The organism is Synechococcus sp. W55.1 (genome assembly GCF_047461655.1).
GTDB lineage: Bacteria > Cyanobacteriota > Cyanobacteriia > Thermostichales > Thermostichaceae > Thermostichus.
On sequence record NZ_JANSHN010000007.1, the window covers coordinates 1 to 16160 of the forward strand.

Here is a 16160-nt window from a genome sequence, read left to right on the forward strand (position 1 = left end):
GGCATCTATGTTCTCGTTTTGACAAATTGGCCAGGAACTTCTTGAGTTTTCTCTATCTCGTCAGTGCTCTCTTTTGGATCAAATGAAAGATCAACACAACCTAGGGTGAGACGCCTGGGCTACTGAGATAAAGCCTTCTGGCTTAGTGCATTATTGCTCCGCAATGCTGACGCGAAGACGCGACCAACGCTTTAGGTGCGGCTGCAGTGTCCTGGCTTGAATCGGAATGACCGTAATTTTTGATGGCTACAGCAGCAGCCATTCTTCCGGATCACAGTGAAGCAGCTCGCAGAGATCAAGCTCCTCTCTCCTGATTTTGGAAAGAGGGTTGGGTGTGAGGGACAATCTCTTAAACTTACTTAGAACACCTATAGTTGTGGGGGGCACCAAAAGAGATTTCGGGTAGAGACCCCCAAAGAATGGAGAATATCCCTCATCAGCCCTGTGCAGTACTTCCAATGCTCAGGATCTGCGCACATGCGGTCGGGATTCAACTCCATCTCATAATGAATAACATTGGGGATCTCGGCAAATTCATCAGAAGACTGAGGGGAAATAATCAGCAACAGAAAAGGCTTACCCCTGCGCTTGGTCGATAGCTTATCCATCAAGTCAGTAACGGCCTCTCGCCGGCAACCTCCTGTGCGCACAAACAAGACTTTATCAGCTTTTTCCAAAACATGCATAAAGCGCTTGGCGCGAGCAGCGTAGCGAGTTCGCATTCGCTCATAGATGGGATCCATATTCTGAAGTGGATCCTCCCCCTCTTCCACCTCATGGCCAAAGGAGAGGCCCGTCCACTTGCTGTGGTAAATTCGCCGATCTTCAGGACTGTAGTGTAAATATTGCGGATCCCACATGCCCTGAAACTCGTTGTGGATCATATCGGCCACATCAGCCAAATTGCTGGTGCGTGTCAAATCAAAAGGAAAGGCAGGCCCGTCATATTCCAACTTGTAGAGCAGCATTCGCACCGCGCAGCGATCCCCTAACGGCACAATGGCAAAGCGATGAATATCGGATAATTTACAGGTGTATTCCAGCAGCATGACCGATCCAGGAGCAGCCTTTACCCGACTTTCGAGGCCACCTTCCCCGATCATCAGGGTTCGGAAGAGAGCTTCGCGGTGGCTCGGATCTTCATAAACACCCGCTGGCATGGCTTTGAGAGCGGCCCGCACTTCCTTCCACATGGGGTGGATGTTGTACTCGTGACTGCTCTGGTTGATCACGCACAGGCGAGGCATGGGATTAGAAGAGCCTTCTGAGGATCCACTGAGCTTGAGAAGGATCAACGATCCATCCTCGAAGATCGTTTCTACTGATTCCGAGGAAAAGAACTGAGCTATTGGGGAGAAGACCAGATCGGCATCTGCAGGAACGGAGAGGGTGGTTTGCACCGAACCATCTTCTTGTACGGAAAGGGAATATAAGGTAGCATCCCCTAGCCTTTCATCGCTTTTGCCAATATACAGACCCGGCTGTAGACCTGCTTTTTGGAAAGCGGCTTGCAAAGGTTGCCAAGTGGGCGTGATGGTGTAAGGGTAGGGAGTTATATTCACGATGCGAAATTGGTTTTTGCCTGTTTCTGCAGTCACCCAAAAACCATGCTCATCTGCAAAAACGACCCGTTCTCCAACGGGTTGAGCAAGCTTTCTACGAGCTGAACTAACTTGGCCGGGATCCAAAAGAGAGAGATCGATGGCCTCAAACATGACCTGATGACCCTTGGAATTGGGGTGAGCTGGGTCAAAAGCAAGGTCTGGTTTCCAGCGGCCCTGTCCATCTTCCAAATGGGGCAGCCAGTTGAACACAGGGCATCCCCAGTCGAGCATTCTCTGCTGAGTCTCCTGCAAAAGAAGATGCTGTTCTGGGCCGTAGTCTGCATGGGGATAAACCCCCCCCAGGATCGGCAAGGCTCCAATGTCTTGAATTCGCTGAATTAACCGCCGCAGGCCGTTTTCAAACCGTCTCTGCAGGGCGCGGCGATGCTGGGGCAAGGCCGATGCCAAGCCTTCATTTCCCAAGGACAGGGCAACAATAACGACATCAGGACGTTCAGGGATCACCGCCTGTTCAAACCGCAACAGAGTTCGGCTGACGTTTGCCCCCAGTTCAGAGAGATTTCGCACTTGATGGCCATAGCGTTCTTGCAGAGCTTTCTGCAACAGCCAAGCCCAACCTCGCAACAGCCAGGCGCTGCACCCCAGGGCAACAGAACTGCCCAAAATAACGACTTTTAGCCCTTGCGAATTTTCAGGTTCGACCTCGGGAATGGGATCGGCAAAATAGCCGTAAGGATAGGCAGGGATCTGGCCAAACTCCCCATCCTCGACAATCAAAACTGCCGGTAAAGGTTCTGGTTCAAGGGGCACCCAGCGATTGACAGCGGTGGATTCCCAAATCACTTGCCCACCGGCTTGCACGCGCAGATATCGGTACTCCACTCGAGGAGTTTCTTTTAAACATCCACTGTAGGGTAACAGCGGGCCGGGCGCGCCATCTGCCGGGCTCAACGGCAACTCTACCCACCACAGCGGATAGCGAGTCGGATCCGTTTGCAGCCAAATGCAATGGCAGGGATCCCAGGAGCCCAATTTTGCGCTGGATCCCACCAAGGCAATTCTCTCGCCCGGCTGGGTGATGGCACGAACCTGGAAGCGATACATAACGTTTTCCTGGCACAGGATTCAATGGGAAATTGTGGGGCTGCGCGGGCGGACTGCACTCACTCATCACCCAATCAACAGCTCAGCAGCCGGCTGAGAAGGGCAAGAGCCTGGGAGCTGATCCCATCTCTGCTGTTTTATCCGGGAAAAAGAGAAGTTCTTAAATCTGGAAAGGAAAGATCTCTAGTACCCAAAAATCCAGTTCAACTGGGCCAATACGGTTCTTAATACAGTTCTGAATAAAGACTCAGTCAATCTTGGCTTAAAGCTAGCATATTGACCGAGGGCTGTCTGTTTTCCAGAGCACTTTTAGACTCTCTCTGGGGTACAGATTTCCAACTGCCGCTGGGGCAAAATAACTTCAAAGCTGGATCCCTGGCCCAGCTTACTCTCCACCTGCACCTGACCTTGATGCTGTTGGGCAATGCTTTTGACGATCGCCAGCCCCAAACCTGACCCCGAGAGGCGACCGGGATCCCCGCTGCGAGCCGGATCTGCTCGATAAAAGCGATCGAACACATGGGGCAGAGCCTGAGGCGGGATCCCTGGCCCGGTATCTTGTACCCGTACCACCAGCTCTGGGGATCCGGAGCGCAGCCGTTGTTCCAGCCTCACCTGCACCTCTCCTTGCGGGGGAGTGTGGAGAAGGGCGTTTTCAATCAGGTTGGTGAACAGGCGGGCCAATTGATCTTCATCTCCCCAAAAACCGAAGGGATCCACTTGGGCGGGAGAAGGTTCCGTCCCGCTCTCAGGGGCAGCAATCTCCAGCTGCAAGCGGATCTGTTTTTGGTTGGCCAGGCCCTGCAGCTCCTCCACCACCTGCAGCAGCAGAGCATCCAGCGCACAGCAACGGGGTTGGAAAGGCACCATACCGCTGTCGTGGCGGGCCAGAAACAGCAGGTCATCCACCAGACGACCCAGCCGTAAACACAACCGCTCCACCATCTGCCAGCGCTGCCGGGTGTCGGCATCCAATTGGGAATCCGCCAAAGCCACCTGTACCGCGGTTTGAATGCTGGCCAAGGGGCTGCGCAGCTCGTGAGAGGCGTCGGCGGTAAATTGCTTGAGCTGCTGATAAGACTGCCGGATGGGTTGCATGGCCAAACCGGAGAGCATCCAGCCGATGGCTCCCACACTCGTCAAGCCGGCCACCACCCACAGGGAAAGATCCCGGATCAACTGTCGCGTTGGCTTGCTCACCTCAAACCAAGGATGGCTGACCCGCAGATAGCCCAGCAGCTTCCCATGGGCCACGATCGGCTCGGTGAACTGACGCAGCCAATACCCAGGAGCGATGCGGGCAGTGTGCAGGGATCCCTCGGTCAATAGGGGGGCAGGGATCCCGCCGGGTACCGTGGACCAGATGAGCGTTCCCTGAGGGCCGAACCACTCCAAGTCGATGTGATCGTCCTCTAGGGTGCTGGGATCATCCCGAAAGCTGGCCTCCAAGCTGCGGCGGGCCTGCTGCGGATCCAAGAGGCTCTCATCCACCACCAAAGACCGCTCGACAATTTCCACCACATGGCCAAGGGTATCGTCCACCCGCTCGATCAGGGTTGACTGCACGTACCAATAGAAGCTGCCGGCAAACAACAGCAGCAACACTGCCGTAACCGTTGTATACCAGAAGGCCAACCACTGCCGCGTCGCTTGGAACATGGGAGCTGCACCGCGGGGGGAGAACGGAGTGGGGCTAGCTGTGAACACGGGGGTCGGGGTGAAGGGTGGATAAGATCTCGGCTTCCACCTGGAGTAGAGTATCGAGACGCTCCTGCACCTGATCGGCAGGGAACTGATCCAAGGCCAAATCCAAATAAAGCTGCCAATGGCGCTCCTCCGCAGCCGCCAGCCACAGGTAAAACTGCCGCAACTCCAGGTCAGGCGCGTGGATCCCGAGCAGGCCCAAGCGCTCGTGGCTGCGGGCCTCAATGATGGCTGCCACCAGCAGGGTATCCAACAGATGCTCCGGCTCGGAGCGGCGCAGGTGTTGGTTCAGACGACCGGCATAGGGCGCAGCCGACAAGGGCTTGATGGGGATCCCCAGCCGTTGCAGGTGGCGATGCACCCGCTCAAAATGCTGCAGCTCCTCCCGCGCCAGTGGCGAGAGGGTTTCCACCAAACGCCCGTTAGCCGGGTAGCGAAAGAGCAGACTGAGGGCGTTGCCCGCTGCTTTTTTCTCACAGTTGGCGTGGTCTAGCAAGACCAGATCGATGTGCCGGATGGCCTGGTCGATCCAGTCCTTAGAGGTAGGAGAGGCGAGTTCTAGAACAAGCACAAGGTCGGTAGAAAAGGGCTAAGAGAAGTTTTAGGGACGAACGATCTCCACAGTAACCCGCCCCGTCAGCTCCGGGATCGGGGGATGACACTTGGTCAATCGGATCTTAGCTTTGCTGGCCCCCGTCTCCCGCAGCACCATTTCGGCAATCGCCTCCGCCAAACTCTCGATCAGCACAAACTGATTGCTTTTCACCAGTTCCGCAATCCCGGCCACTGCAGAACGGTAGTCGAGGCTATCACACAGTTGGCCGCTGAGAGCAGCCGGGCGCAGATCCGCCCACAACTCGAAATCCACCTCAAACCATTGCCCCAAAGCCCGTTCCGCCTCATCAAAACCGGTATAACCGTAGTAGCGCAGGCCGGAGACGATCAGCCGATCCCGCAACTGCTCAGGGGGTTGCCGAGGGATCCGATCGGGATCTGGATAGGGCTGCTGACTGTTGCTGCTGACACTGGTGGGGATCTGTAGCTCCATCACATCCTCCAAGCTCGACCTGGAGACCCCATCCCACAGGGCCTGACGAAACAACGAAACCTTGGCTCGACCTTAGGAGCCGGTTGCCCCCTGTTCCCATTTCCTTTTTGATTCCCTAAGGAATTGGCTCCGGGATCCCCATCCCTCAATGGCTGAGGGCCAACGCTCTTCCCTCTACGGTCGCCGCCATCTCCCGCAACAGATCTTCCGTCTCTTCCCAGCCGATGCAGCCATCGGTGATGGAAACCCCGTACTGGAGCGGCGCCCCTTCCTGCCAGGTTTGCTTGCCCGGGTAGAGGTTGCTCTCCAGCATCAGCCCCATCAGAGCCCGCTGCCCCGCCTGGTACTGCTGTAGCACTGCTCGACAGACGGATCCCTGGTTGCGGTAATTTTTGTGGGAGTTGTCATGGGAGCAGTCCACCATCACCGAGCGAGGGATCCCTTGATCCTTCATCAGCAGTGCTGCCCGCGCCACATCTTCCGGGCCGTAGTTGGTCTTGCCCCCTCCCCCCCGCAACACAATGTGTCGATCCGGGTTGCCGGTGGTTTTTACCAAAGCCGTCATGCCATCTTGGCCAATGCCCAAGAAACTGTGGGGATGGCTGGCGGAGAGGATGGCATTGAGAGCGATTTCCAGCCGTCCATCGGTGCCGTTTTTGAAGCCCACAGGCATGGAGAGACCGCTGGCCATTTCCCGGTGAGTTTGGCTTTCGATGGTTCTGGCGCCAATGGCCGCCCAGCTCACCAGATCCGCCGTGTATTGAGGGGTCACCGGATCCAGCATCTCGGTAGCACAGGCCAGGCCCAGCTCGTTGATCTGCAGGAGAATGGAACGGGCCAGTTGCAAGCCGGTGGCAATGTCGCACGAACCATCCAGGTGGGGATCGTTGATCAGGCCCTTCCAGCCCACCGTGGTGCGGGGTTTCTCAAAATACGTGCGCATAACGATCACCAGGTGCTCCCGAGTTTGGTCGGCCACCCGCTTGAGGCGATGGGCATACTCCAGAGCCGCTGCGGGATCGTGGATGGAACAGGGGCCGACGATCACCACCAAGCGATGGAGATCCCGTCCGTGGATGATGTCGCGGATGGCTTGCCGAGTGGAGAGCACCACTTGCGCTGCCGTTTCCGTAAGGGGCAGCTTGGCCTTGACAGCAGCAGGGGCAATCAAGGGAGTCACCTCTTGGATGTTGCAATTGTCGGTTTGGGGGGGCATGGAACTGTCCTTAGTGTGCAAGTGGGTGGATGGGGTCGTCGAGCCATCAAAAAAGCCCTGGCGCTGGGCTCAGGGCTTCAGGACTGACTCGGGTAAACCTAGGTCTTTAGTTTACGCGCCACCCTTCCGCCCTGGTCGTTGCCAGGGAAAGGTAAAGTAGCCAAAAAAGGAAGCGCGCCAGACCATGCGGAGAGCAAACTTAAAACCTGTACGAGATAACTATACCCGAAAAAACCTCGTTTGACACCTCAGGGATCCGGTTTCCTGGCGGAGAGACCAGCGGGAAGTCTTAAGCCGACCGAGCCGCCGGCTTGGCAATCCAGTAGCCGCAGGGGTGTTCTCCCTGCACCTGCCAGGTGATGCGCTCTACTCGGCAATCGGGCAAGGCGGCAGCAAACATCTCCAGCTCGTGGCCGCAGACGCTGGGAAAGGTGTGGGCAATCTGGGCAATGGCGCAATTGTGCTCGACCAACACATACTGCTCGACGTAAGGCTCGGATCCCTCTGCTGCCATCGGCACAGTCAGGTCGGCAGGATAGGGGTAGTACTCCGCCATGTAACCCTCTGCCTGGCGCAACTGCACCAAACGCTCCAGCCGCTCCCGCAGGGATCCGGATCCCAGTTGGGCCTGATACTCCCGGGCTTTGCGCTGCCACTGGTGGTGGAGAAGGGATCCCATCTGCTCGGATCCCAGAGTTTCGGCCAGGGTGTTGAGCAGACCAAGGGCAAACTCATCGTAGCTGGCGGGAAATTGCTCTTCTCCCAAGGGACTGAGCTGATAGAGATGCTGGGGGCGGCCTAGGCCATTGGGTTGAGCGATATGTTGGATCAACCCCTCTGCCTCCAGATCCTTGAGGTGGCGGCGGATGGCCTGGGGAGAAATGCGCAGGTGCTCTGCCAGCGTTTGGGCGTTGGCCTGCCCCGCCTTGCGCAGGTAGACCAAGATGGCCTGCTTACTCGAAGCGGGTTGAGCGACCTGCCCGGTGATCTTGCGCGTGCTGTCCACCCTCGCCCTCCTGGTTAGACTGGGTTAATCGGCTGCCGCTGCCAGCACAGCTCTCTGCTATTTTGACAACGGGATCATTGCTAAAGTAACCTGAGGATCAGTTAAACAACAACTCTGTTGTTTTATTTGGCCATCTGTCTTAGTCGCGTTTCTACCCTGTCACTACCCGAGAGCCATCCATGTCTACGAGCGTCCGCGCCCTGGTCAACCAGCCCTACAAGTACGGCTTTGTAACCGACATCCCCTCTGAGTCGATTGGCAAAGGCTTGAACGAAGAGGTGATTCGGCAGATCTGGGCCAAGAAAGGGGAGCCGGACTTTATGCTAGAGTTCCGGCTGCGGGCCTACCGCCAGTGGCTGAAGATGAGCGAGCCCACCTGGCCCAACGTCAGCTACCCGCCCATTGACTACCAAAACATTGTCTACTACTCGGCCCCCAAGGTGCAGCCCAAGAAAAAGAGCCTGGACGAAGTGGATCCGGTGCTGTTGGAGACCTTCGAGAAATTGGGGATCCCCTTGTCTGAACAGAAGCGGCTGGCCAATGTGGCGGTGGATGCCATCTTCGACAGCGTTTCGGTAGCCACCACCTTCCGGGAAAAGCTGGCCAAGGAAGGCGTGATCTTCTGCTCCATGTCAGAGGCGCTGCGGGAGTATCCGGAGCTGGTGCGCAAGTACTTGGGCAGTGTGGTTCCCATTGCTGATAACTACTACGCGGCGCTGAACTCGGCAGTGTTCAGTGATGGATCCTTTGTCTATGTGCCCAAAGGGGTGCGCTGCCCGATGGAGCTTTCCACCTATTTCCGCATCAACAACGGCGAATCGGGCCAGTTTGAGCGCACCCTGATCATTGCCGACGAGGGATCCTACGTCAGCTACTTGGAAGGGTGTACTGCCCCCATGTTCGATACCAACCAACTGCATGCGGCGGTGGTGGAGCTGATTGCCCTAGACAATGCCGAGATCAAGTACTCGACGGTACAGAACTGGTATGCCGGCGACGAAAACGGCAAAGGGGGCATTTATAACTTTGTAACCAAGCGCGGCCTGTGTCAGGGGGCAAACTCCAAGATCTCCTGGACGCAAGTGGAGACCGGCTCCGCCATCACCTGGAAGTACCCCAGCTGTGTGCTGGTGGGGGAAAACTCGGTGGGCGAATTTTACTCGGTTGCCCTCACCAACCACTACCAGCAGGCCGATACCGGCACCAAGATGATTCACGTGGGCCGCAACACCCGCAGCAAAATCATTTCCAAGGGCATCTCGGCGGGACACTCCAAAAACAGCTACCGCGGTCTGGTCAAAATCGGGCCGAAAGCAGAAGGGGCCCGCAATTTTTCCCAGTGCGATTCCATGTTGATCGGGGATCAGTGCAGCGCCAACACCTTCCCCTATATCGAGGTGCAAAACAACACCGCCAAAGTGGAGCACGAAGCTTCCACCTCTAAGATTGGAGAAGAGCAATTGTTCTACTTCCAGTCCCGCGGCATCTCTGCGGAAGATGCTGTGTCCATGATCATCAGCGGCTTCTGCCGAGAAGTGTTCAACCAACTGCCGATGGAGTTTGCTGTAGAAGCCGATCGATTGCTGAGCCTAAAGTTAGAGGGATCCGTCGGCTAGGGGATTGTTCCCGACGTGAAGCTAAGCAGCTGGGGAGAGGCTACTGACATCAGTGGGATTTCAGGAGAGGGGTGACTCCCAAGGCAGAGAGGTTTTGAACTATAAAGGCTAGGCAGGAGAAGTTCCCTATGCGGGCATTTCTGGAGGAGTTCAAAAAGTTCATCAGCCGGGGCAATGCCTTAGATTTGGCTGTTGGCGTTGTTATTGGAGGTGCTTTTGGGAAGATCGTGACTTCTTTCGTAGCAGATCTATTTACTCCGGTTTTAGGCTTGATTATTGGTGGAGTGAACTTCCAGCACTTGGCCTGGGAAATCGGTGGAAGTCCTGAAGATCCAGTTACGATTAACTACGGCAGCTTTCTGCAAGCTGTGTTTGATTTTGTGATTATCGCTTTTGCTCTCTTCTTACTATTGAGAGCGATCAACACTCTACAGCGAAAGGAGGAAGAATCTCCTTCTATATCGCCCCCATCAGAAGTGGTCTTGCTGGCAGAAATTCGGGACATCCTCAATCGCCGCTCCCAATAGAGCCGTAAGAGATCCTTTGGCCCAAAGTCCAAACCTAGTTCAGGGATCCCCTAACCTTCCAATCCCTGCCCTTCAGTGGCAACTCTAGAGTCTAGCTATGATCTGCGAAAACAGCCCTGTTATCTTATCCGTTCGAGATCTCAGCGCCGAGATCGACGGCACCCCCATTCTCAAGGGGTTGAGCCTGGAAATTCGCGCCGGAGAAATCCACGCCATCATGGGCCCCAATGGCTCTGGAAAAAGCACTTTTTCCAAGATCTTAGCCGGCCACCCTGACTACAGGGTGACGGGGGGCGAGATCCTCTACCTGGGAAAAAATCTCTTGGAGATGGAGCCAGAAGAGAGGGCTTGGGCAGGGATCTTTTTGGCATTTCAATACCCCATCGAAATCCCAGGGGTGAGCAACTTGGATTTCCTGCGCGCCGCCTACAACGCTCGCCAGAAATATCGGGATCAGCCGGAACTGGATGCTCTGGATTTTGACGACCTGGTACGGGAAAAGTTGGATATTGTCAAAATGGATCCCGTTTTTTTGGAGCGCTCTGTGAATGAGGGCTTTTCCGGCGGCGAGAAAAAGCGCAACGAGATCCTGCAAATGGCGGTGTTGGAGCCTACGCTGGCCATTTTGGACGAGACGGATTCCGGTCTGGATATCGACGCGCTGCGCATTGTGGCCCACGGCATCAACCGACTGGCCGGCTCTGAGAATGCCATGCTCTTGATCACCCACTACCAACGCTTGCTGGACTATGTTACCCCCGACTACGTGCACGTGATGGAGGGGGGTCGTATCGTCATCAGTGGGGACAAGACCTTGGCGCTGGAGCTGGAGGAACGGGGCTACGACTGGATCAAAACTCAGTCGGGTCAAGAACCGGCAGCTGCGACATCTCGGCAGGAGAAAGAGGGATGAGCGCCACCTTGCCCAAACCTTTTGCCCCAGAGAGCCGCCTATTCCTGGAGCACATCCTCGGCCAAATCCCGGAAAGGCAGGATCCCTACACCACCCTTAGGCAGCAGGCCCGCGCCCAATTGGCCGAACTGGGGATCCCGACCCCACGGGAAGAGGATTGGAAATACAGCGATCTCTCGCCACTGCTGGCCCACAAGTTTCGCCTGGCTGTCGCGGCGGATCCGGCTCTGGATGCGGCAACCCTAGAGCCCTGGCTTTGGCCGGAAGCCAGCCACAGCCGCGCCGTGTTCGTCAACGGCTACTTTGCCCCCCAGCTTTCTGATTTGAGCGGCCTGCCCACCGCTTTGCAGGTGATCCCTTTAGCCCAAGCCCCAGGGGAGTTGCTGCAAACCCTGGCCAAGACGGATGTGTTTACGGCCCTCAACACCGCTCATCTGGGAGATGGGATCCAGATTGGCCTACAGCCCGGCCAGGAAGTTCCGTCACCGCTGCACCTGCTGTTCATAACGGTGGCTCCTGAGGGAGAGGCCGTTTTGGCCCAGCCCCGCTGCCTGCTGTCTTTGCAAGCCCACAGCTCCCTCACGCTGATCGAAGATCATGTATCCCTGGGATCCGGGATCCCCTTTGGCAACGCGGTTACGGAGATCGCCCTGGCAGAGGGATCTCGTTTGCACCATGTGATTTTGCAAAGGCAGGGATCCCCAGCCTTCCACATCAACAAGACCGCCGTGCGCCAAAGCTGCGACAGCCACTACCGCCTCCAGGCGATTCAGTGGGGATCCCAGTTTTCTCGCCACAACCTGGAGATCACCCAAGCCGGAGCCCAGGCCCACACCCAACTGCAGGGGCTAACGCTGCTGAAGGGATCCCAGCACAGCGACACCCACTCCCGCCTGGTGCATCAGGCCCCCCACGGCAGCAGCCGCCAATTGCACAAGTGCATTGTGGACGAGACGGCCCATGCGGTCTTCAGCGGACGGATTCTGGTGAGCCGAGAGGCCCAACTGACGGACGCCGCCCAGACCAACCGCAACCTGCTCCTAGGCCCCAAAGCGCGGGTCAACACCCAGCCACAACTGGAGATCTTTGCCGACAACGTCAAGTGTGCCCACGGGGCCACCGTCAGCCAACTGGAGGCGGAAGAGATCTTCTATCTGCAAAGCCGGGGTATTCCCCAAGCTGAGGCCAGGCAACTTCTCACCTGCGCTTTTGCAGCAGAAGCCCTGGAAGGGATCCCTTTGGCTCAACTTCCCGCCCTGGTGGCCCGCCAGTTGGGATCCCATGCATTCAACCAATAGGTTTTTGCTCCCCCATTACCCTCAAGAGTGGCCAGGCTGGGGCGTAATGGATAGGCAGCACTGACGCGACAGAGATTTAGGGGTTTCCTTATCAATCCTCTGCAGTTGCGTTTTGCTGCAAATCTTAGGTTAGAAACGCTCAAATTACCTCAGAGCAAGGGTTTCCGCCATTGTCATCACTGAGGAAATAGCCAGAATAAGAGTAGCCATTGACCCAGCGATGGGCGCTACGACAACTCGGTGAACGAACGATGTTTCCCTCTCTTTTAACTCCACGTGCAGCAGGCATACTCCTATCGGGAGCTGTCTTGGGCATCCACTGCCAGGTGGCCATGGCCGCTCCCTTCCGCGACACCTTTGGTCACTGGGCCCAAGCCTACATTGAGACCCTCTCCGCTCAAGGAGTGTTGAACGGCTTCCCCGATGGCACCTTCCGCCCCAATGAGCCGGTTACCCGCGCTCAGTTTGCCACCATTGTCAATACCGCTTTCCGCCTCCGCAATACCTCCGGTACTTTCATCGGCTTCCGGGATGTGCCCCCCACCCACTGGGCAGCCAGCGCCATCTCGACGGCAGCAGCCAACAACCTGGTGGCAGGCTTTCCCGATGGCACCTTCCGTCCTGAGCAGCCCGTTACCCGCACCGAAGCGCTGGTGGTTTTGACCAACGCCATTGGCAACACGGGAGCGATCCCAGCCGCTCAGCCCAGCGATCTCTTCAGCCGCTATCGAGATGCGGCAGCCATCCCCAATTGGGCCCTGGCACAACTTGCGGCAGCCAACCGCGCCGGGTTGATTGTCAATTATCCAGACCCGATGCTCTTGGAACCCAACCGCCCCGCCACCCGTGCCGAGGTGGCAGCCTTCACCCACCAGGCCATGCTCAGCCGGGGATCCTTGGTGGCACAAAACCCAGGGGGCTTGCCCTCCGGTTCCCAGCCAGGCTTTGACCTGCGCCTTTCCACCCTAGCGGCGGGCACCCTGATGCAAACCACCACCCCCTTCAACGAGCGCCTCTTCATTGCCCCCAACGAAACCCGGCCCATGTCTTTGATCGTCCGCAACCCGATTCGCAACGCCCAGGGGGATATTCTGGTGCCTTTTGGCTCGCGGGTGGATGGCCGCTTTGAGCCAGCCCCAGGGGGCACCCGTTTTGTGGCGGAAAGCATCATTGTCAACAACCAACTGTTCCCCTTGGCTGCCCAGTCAGACATCATCCACGATGTCAAGGATCCCCGCTACACCACCACAGGCAAAATCATTCAGGATGCGGCCATCGGTGCAGCAGCAGGCGCTATTCTCGGCTTGGTAACCGGAGACAATGCCATTGCCACAGAGGAAGTGCTGGGGGCAGGGGTGGCCGGAGCGGTGATCGGCAATGTAACGGCGCCGCAGGTGGTGGTGCTGGATCCCAATCAGGTGATCGAGTTGCGCCTCACTCAGGATCTGGCGCTGGCCCCAGCATCCCGATAAAAGCGGTGCTGGCATAGCTATCTTCCCAGCCAATCCAAAAGGGTTGTTCCCCCCAACCACAGGCCGAGCAAAATGGAAGTGGTCAGCAGCCCCCCTGCCACACAGATCAGGGATCCCAAGCTGCACAGGATCCCGTCTTCTTCCAGGAGGCCAAAGGCGGTGACGAAAACCCCCATTGCCGGCAGGGTGTTGGTGCCTGGAACGGGGATGATCATGGAAATCCCCATCAAGCCAATCCAGGTGCCCAGCCAGACTTGGCCGAGCCGTGTGGTGCAAAGCTGCTTCCAACGGGGGCGGGCAATTTTTTCAATGCGCTGCAACCATGGGATCCCAGCCTGCACCCACTTTTGAAAATGCTTCCGTTCAATAGAGGTCTGCAACACCCATTTCGGCAGCCAAGGAGTGGTTCGCCCTGCCAGCATTTGTGCGGCCAGCAACAGGATGACCACGCCAAAGGGAGTGGAATAGCCGGGAGCCGGCAGAGGCAAAGCAGAAGGGAAAGAGAGCACCGCCAAAAACAAGCCAAAACTGCGCTCGCCCGCCAGTTTTAGAATGTCTTCGATGCGGATCAACCCTTCCGGGGAGGGTTCGGGTTGCTCTGGGCTCTCGGGAAGGCGGGAAAACCGGGCTAGCTCTTGAGACAGACGGGCCATAGAGGGGGCAGGGCTGGAGCGGGCAAAGTTTGGCAACGGGTGGGCACTACCTGGAGGGCCAACGATAGCCTACTGCAAATTCAAGTTGTGTTGGATATCTTGAGCAAAGGGGTGGTTTCGGAGAGGTGACATGCTCGGTGACAGGTTCAAGAGGGCCGTAAACATCAGCAGCCTTGAGCGACAGCAGAAGGCTCCGACTCAGTTCCGCAAAGGGGGGCGTGGGCTGGGATGGCTCCTGTTGCTGGGATCCCTGTTGATGGTGGGGCGCGGTGTGGCCCTGGCAGAAGCGCAGTTGGAGGTGGGCACTTCCACCACCCTGTCCCCGCAGGCAGCTCCGCCGGTGTTGCCACCCCCCCCTGTGGGAGTCCGACAAATTTCCCTGGATACCGATCCCGAACAAACTGCCGATATGCCCCTTTCCCTGATGGCCGAACAGGTGTTGGAGGCGGTGTGCGAAGCCCAGATTGATGCCCAACGGGCCTTGGCTCTCATGCCCGACCTGAGCGAATCCCACATCCGTGCTGCCTGTCCGAAGCGGCTGATCCCCAAAAGCTGAAGGGAAACAAGAAAAAAAGGTGGTCTCAGACCTGGGCTGAAGAGTAGCTGGAAATACGTTATCGAGAGATTGGATCCAAAACCCCGTCCTTACCGGGATGCGCCGTAAGGCTCCTGCCTTTGGGCATGGGTAGCATGTCGATGCTATTCGGGTGGCGTTGTTGGGACAGTTGCAGCCGGTGGGAGTATTGGTGGCAGCGTTTTTGTTCTCGGCCTTAAGTATTGGGGCAGAGGCGTTGCAGGTGCGGATGCAGATCCCGGCAGCGGTGGCTCAGGTGATTCAGGCGCTGGTGGTGCTGCTGGTGCTGGCAGGGGATGCTTTGGCCAGACATCGGGGCAACGAGTAAAGGCGGGATCCCCTGTTGGAAGGGAAAACTTGATACAAAGTTTCGATACCTTTAAATTGTCACTTGACCAAGTTGAAACAATGCAAGCCATAGCACACCAAGGGATCCCTAAACCAAGCCCTGATCCAAGATCTCGCGGGAACGGGCGATGGCTGCTCTCAAGTTGGCCCGCTGGGTGTAGCGCATCGTCATGGCGGCAGTTGTGTGGCCCAGCAAGTGCTGAATGTGTTCGGGGGCAACGCCGCGATCCAGCAACAAGGTGGCAAAACTGTGGCGAAACTGGTGGGGGGTTTGATGTCCCGGCTCAGGCTCGGTTAGCTTGAGCACAATATGCCGCAGGCCATCGTAGGTGAGGGGGCGCCCCCGGTAGGCCAAGCAGCGAGATTGGGAAACAAACAAGGGATCTGTCGGCGCGCACGGGCCCCGTTCTCGGCTCAGATACTGTTGCAACAGCTCGGAGAGGGGATCCCCTACTGCCACAGCGCGGGGTTTGCTCCCCTTGCCACAGCGCACTTCCAACAGGGATCCCTCAGGGCTGATTTGAAAATCTTGAACGGTTAAGTCCAACAGCTCCTGGGCCCGCAGCCCGCACTCCAGCATCAGGCGAATCAAAGCCGCGTAGCGCAGAGAATGGTTCTGGGCCCGCTGCAACACCCGCTGTAGCAATAACCGATCCAGATCGCGGGGCAAACGAGCGGGTAGGCGGGCAGGTCGAATGGCTTGAGTGGGCAGGGGATCCTGAAGGTAGCCCCGTTGGCTGGCCCATTCAAAAAATTGCTGCAAGGCCAACCGCTTCAGGTTGTAGGTGGCCGGGGAAGCGGGCGGATGGATCCGCTGGCCAGAGCGGCTTTGGAATGGTCGCCCTTTCAAGCTGTTCAAAAAGGACTGAACGTGGACAGGCTGCACCTGGGGCAGCGGCACCGGGCAAGTTTTGGCAAACTGCTCCAGAGCAATGCGATAGGTGCGGCGGCTGGCAGGGGCCAGATCCCGCTGCCGCTCCTGCAAAAATTGCGCCGCCAGATGGCTGAGGCTGGGAACAGGGCCAGTCGGCTGACTCTGGGGATGGGTCTCCTGAGCCCAGCCCGATCGAGGCTCCCTCATCCTGCCACCTCCATCCCTCTGCTAGCCCTTAACTT

15 protein-coding genes and 1 pseudogene are annotated in these 16160 nt (G+C 57.4%); 8 read left to right on the top strand and 8 right to left on the bottom strand.

The window, feature by feature from the left end:
• Window positions 1-86, top strand: a pseudogene (locus NW816_RS04830) (IS5/IS1182 family transposase); the annotation flags it as partial.
• Window positions 87-368: 282 nt separating this feature from the next.
• Here NW816_RS04830 and NW816_RS04835 read toward each other — a convergent pair.
• The 6 genes from NW816_RS04835 to sufR all read right to left on the bottom strand — a co-directional run bounded on the left by NW816_RS04835 (window position 369) and on the right by sufR (window position 7643).
• Window positions 369-2669 carry a DUF1796 family putative cysteine peptidase gene (locus tag NW816_RS04835; protein WP_414408420.1) on the bottom strand — a complete coding sequence of 767 codons (2301 nt, stop codon included), beginning with the start codon at window positions 2667-2669 and terminating at the stop codon, window positions 369-371.
• A gap of 309 nt (window positions 2670-2978) precedes the next feature.
• Window positions 2979-4328, bottom strand: coding sequence for a sensor histidine kinase (locus tag NW816_RS04840; RefSeq protein WP_414408421.1), 1350 nt, complete (start codon window positions 4326-4328; stop codon window positions 2979-2981).
• Window positions 4329-4362: 34 nt separating this feature from the next.
• The gene (locus NW816_RS04845) at window positions 4363-4944 is read right to left on the bottom strand and encodes a tRNA-(ms[2]io[6]A)-hydroxylase (RefSeq protein ID WP_414408422.1); all 582 of its coding nucleotides are present in this window, start codon (window positions 4942-4944) and stop codon (window positions 4363-4365) included.
• A 30-nt stretch (window positions 4945-4974) separates the two neighbouring features.
• On the bottom strand, window positions 4975-5421 hold the full coding sequence (gene folB / locus NW816_RS04850; RefSeq protein ID WP_414408423.1) for a dihydroneopterin aldolase: 447 nt from the start codon (window positions 5419-5421) through the stop codon (window positions 4975-4977).
• A gap of 145 nt (window positions 5422-5566) precedes the next feature.
• Window positions 5567-6637, bottom strand: a complete 1071-nt coding sequence (locus NW816_RS04855; protein ID WP_414388446.1) for a 3-deoxy-7-phosphoheptulonate synthase — start codon at window positions 6635-6637, stop codon at window positions 5567-5569.
• Between the two features lie 289 nt (window positions 6638-6926).
• On the bottom strand, window positions 6927-7643 hold the full coding sequence (gene sufR, locus NW816_RS04860; RefSeq protein ID WP_414344186.1) for an iron-sulfur cluster biosynthesis transcriptional regulator SufR: 717 nt from the start codon (window positions 7641-7643) through the stop codon (window positions 6927-6929).
• 179 nt (window positions 7644-7822) lie between these two features.
• Between sufR and sufB the strand changes: the two genes are divergently transcribed.
• The 5 genes from sufB (at window position 7823) to NW816_RS04885 (ending at window position 13469) form a co-directional block, all read left to right on the top strand.
• On the top strand, window positions 7823-9259 hold the full coding sequence (gene sufB / locus NW816_RS04865; protein WP_414332217.1) for a Fe-S cluster assembly protein SufB: 1437 nt from the start codon (window positions 7823-7825) through the stop codon (window positions 9257-9259).
• Between the two features lie 128 nt (window positions 9260-9387).
• Window positions 9388-9786, top strand: coding sequence for a large-conductance mechanosensitive channel protein MscL (gene mscL / locus NW816_RS04870; protein ID WP_414408424.1), 399 nt, complete (start codon window positions 9388-9390; stop codon window positions 9784-9786).
• Between the two features lie 97 nt (window positions 9787-9883).
• Window positions 9884-10699, top strand: coding sequence for a Fe-S cluster assembly ATPase SufC (sufC, locus tag NW816_RS04875; RefSeq protein ID WP_414408425.1), 816 nt, complete (start codon window positions 9884-9886; stop codon window positions 10697-10699).
• Window positions 10696-11997: a Fe-S cluster assembly protein SufD gene (sufD, locus tag NW816_RS04880; RefSeq protein WP_414408426.1), complete on the top strand. Its 1302-nt coding sequence runs from the start codon at window positions 10696-10698 to the stop codon at window positions 11995-11997. The genes sufC and sufD overlap by 4 nt, the downstream gene beginning before the upstream one ends.
• A 251-nt stretch (window positions 11998-12248) precedes the next feature.
• Complete coding sequence (locus NW816_RS04885) at window positions 12249-13469, top strand: S-layer homology domain-containing protein (protein WP_414408427.1); 1221 nt, start codon at window positions 12249-12251, stop codon at window positions 13467-13469.
• A 17-nt stretch (window positions 13470-13486) separates the two neighbouring features.
• Here NW816_RS04885 and NW816_RS04890 read toward each other — a convergent pair whose 3' ends face one another.
• Window positions 13487-14158 carry an exopolysaccharide biosynthesis protein gene (locus NW816_RS04890; RefSeq protein ID WP_414408428.1) on the bottom strand — a complete coding sequence of 224 codons (672 nt, stop codon included), beginning with the start codon at window positions 14156-14158 and terminating at the stop codon, window positions 13487-13489.
• A gap of 94 nt (window positions 14159-14252) precedes the next feature.
• Between NW816_RS04890 and NW816_RS04895 the strand changes: the two genes are divergently transcribed.
• The gene (locus NW816_RS04895) at window positions 14253-14678 is read left to right on the top strand and encodes a hypothetical protein (RefSeq protein ID WP_011433014.1); all 426 of its coding nucleotides are present in this window, start codon (window positions 14253-14255) and stop codon (window positions 14676-14678) included.
• Window positions 14679-14829: 151 nt separating this feature from the next.
• Window positions 14830-15024, top strand: coding sequence for a hypothetical protein (locus NW816_RS04900; RefSeq protein ID WP_414408429.1), 195 nt, complete (start codon window positions 14830-14832; stop codon window positions 15022-15024).
• A 108-nt stretch (window positions 15025-15132) separates the two neighbouring features.
• Here NW816_RS04900 and NW816_RS04905 read toward each other — a convergent pair whose 3' ends face one another.
• The gene (locus tag NW816_RS04905; RefSeq protein ID WP_414408430.1) at window positions 15133-16125 is read right to left on the bottom strand and encodes a tyrosine-type recombinase/integrase; all 993 of its coding nucleotides are present in this window, start codon (window positions 16123-16125) and stop codon (window positions 15133-15135) included.
• Window positions 16126-16160 lie beyond the last annotated feature (35 nt).

Excerpts from the sequence above, each read along its gene's own strand:
- folB (WP_414408423.1), bottom strand. The coding sequence starts at position 5,421 with ATGGAGCTACAGATCCCCACCAGTGTCAGCAGCAACAGTCAGCAGCCC.
- NW816_RS04840 (WP_414408421.1), bottom strand. The coding sequence starts at position 4,328 with ATGTTCCAAGCGACGCGGCAGTGGTTGGCCTTCTGGTATACAACGGTT.
- mscL (WP_414408424.1), top strand. The coding sequence starts at position 9,388 with ATGCGGGCATTTCTGGAGGAGTTCAAAAAGTTCATCAGCCGGGGCAAT.
- NW816_RS04895 (WP_011433014.1), top strand. The coding sequence starts at position 14,253 with ATGCTCGGTGACAGGTTCAAGAGGGCCGTAAACATCAGCAGCCTTGAG.
- sufD (WP_414408426.1), top strand. The coding sequence starts at position 10,696 with ATGAGCGCCACCTTGCCCAAACCTTTTGCCCCAGAGAGCCGCCTATTC.
- NW816_RS04835 (WP_414408420.1), bottom strand. The coding sequence starts at position 2,669 with ATGTATCGCTTCCAGGTTCGTGCCATCACCCAGCCGGGCGAGAGAATT.
- sufC (WP_414408425.1), top strand. The coding sequence starts at position 9,884 with ATGATCTGCGAAAACAGCCCTGTTATCTTATCCGTTCGAGATCTCAGC.
- NW816_RS04855 (WP_414388446.1), bottom strand. The coding sequence starts at position 6,637 with ATGCCCCCCCAAACCGACAATTGCAACATCCAAGAGGTGACTCCCTTG.
- NW816_RS04905 (WP_414408430.1), bottom strand. The coding sequence starts at position 16,125 with ATGAGGGAGCCTCGATCGGGCTGGGCTCAGGAGACCCATCCCCAGAGT.
- NW816_RS04885 (WP_414408427.1), top strand. The coding sequence starts at position 12,249 with ATGTTTCCCTCTCTTTTAACTCCACGTGCAGCAGGCATACTCCTATCG.
- sufB (WP_414332217.1), top strand. The coding sequence starts at position 7,823 with ATGTCTACGAGCGTCCGCGCCCTGGTCAACCAGCCCTACAAGTACGGC.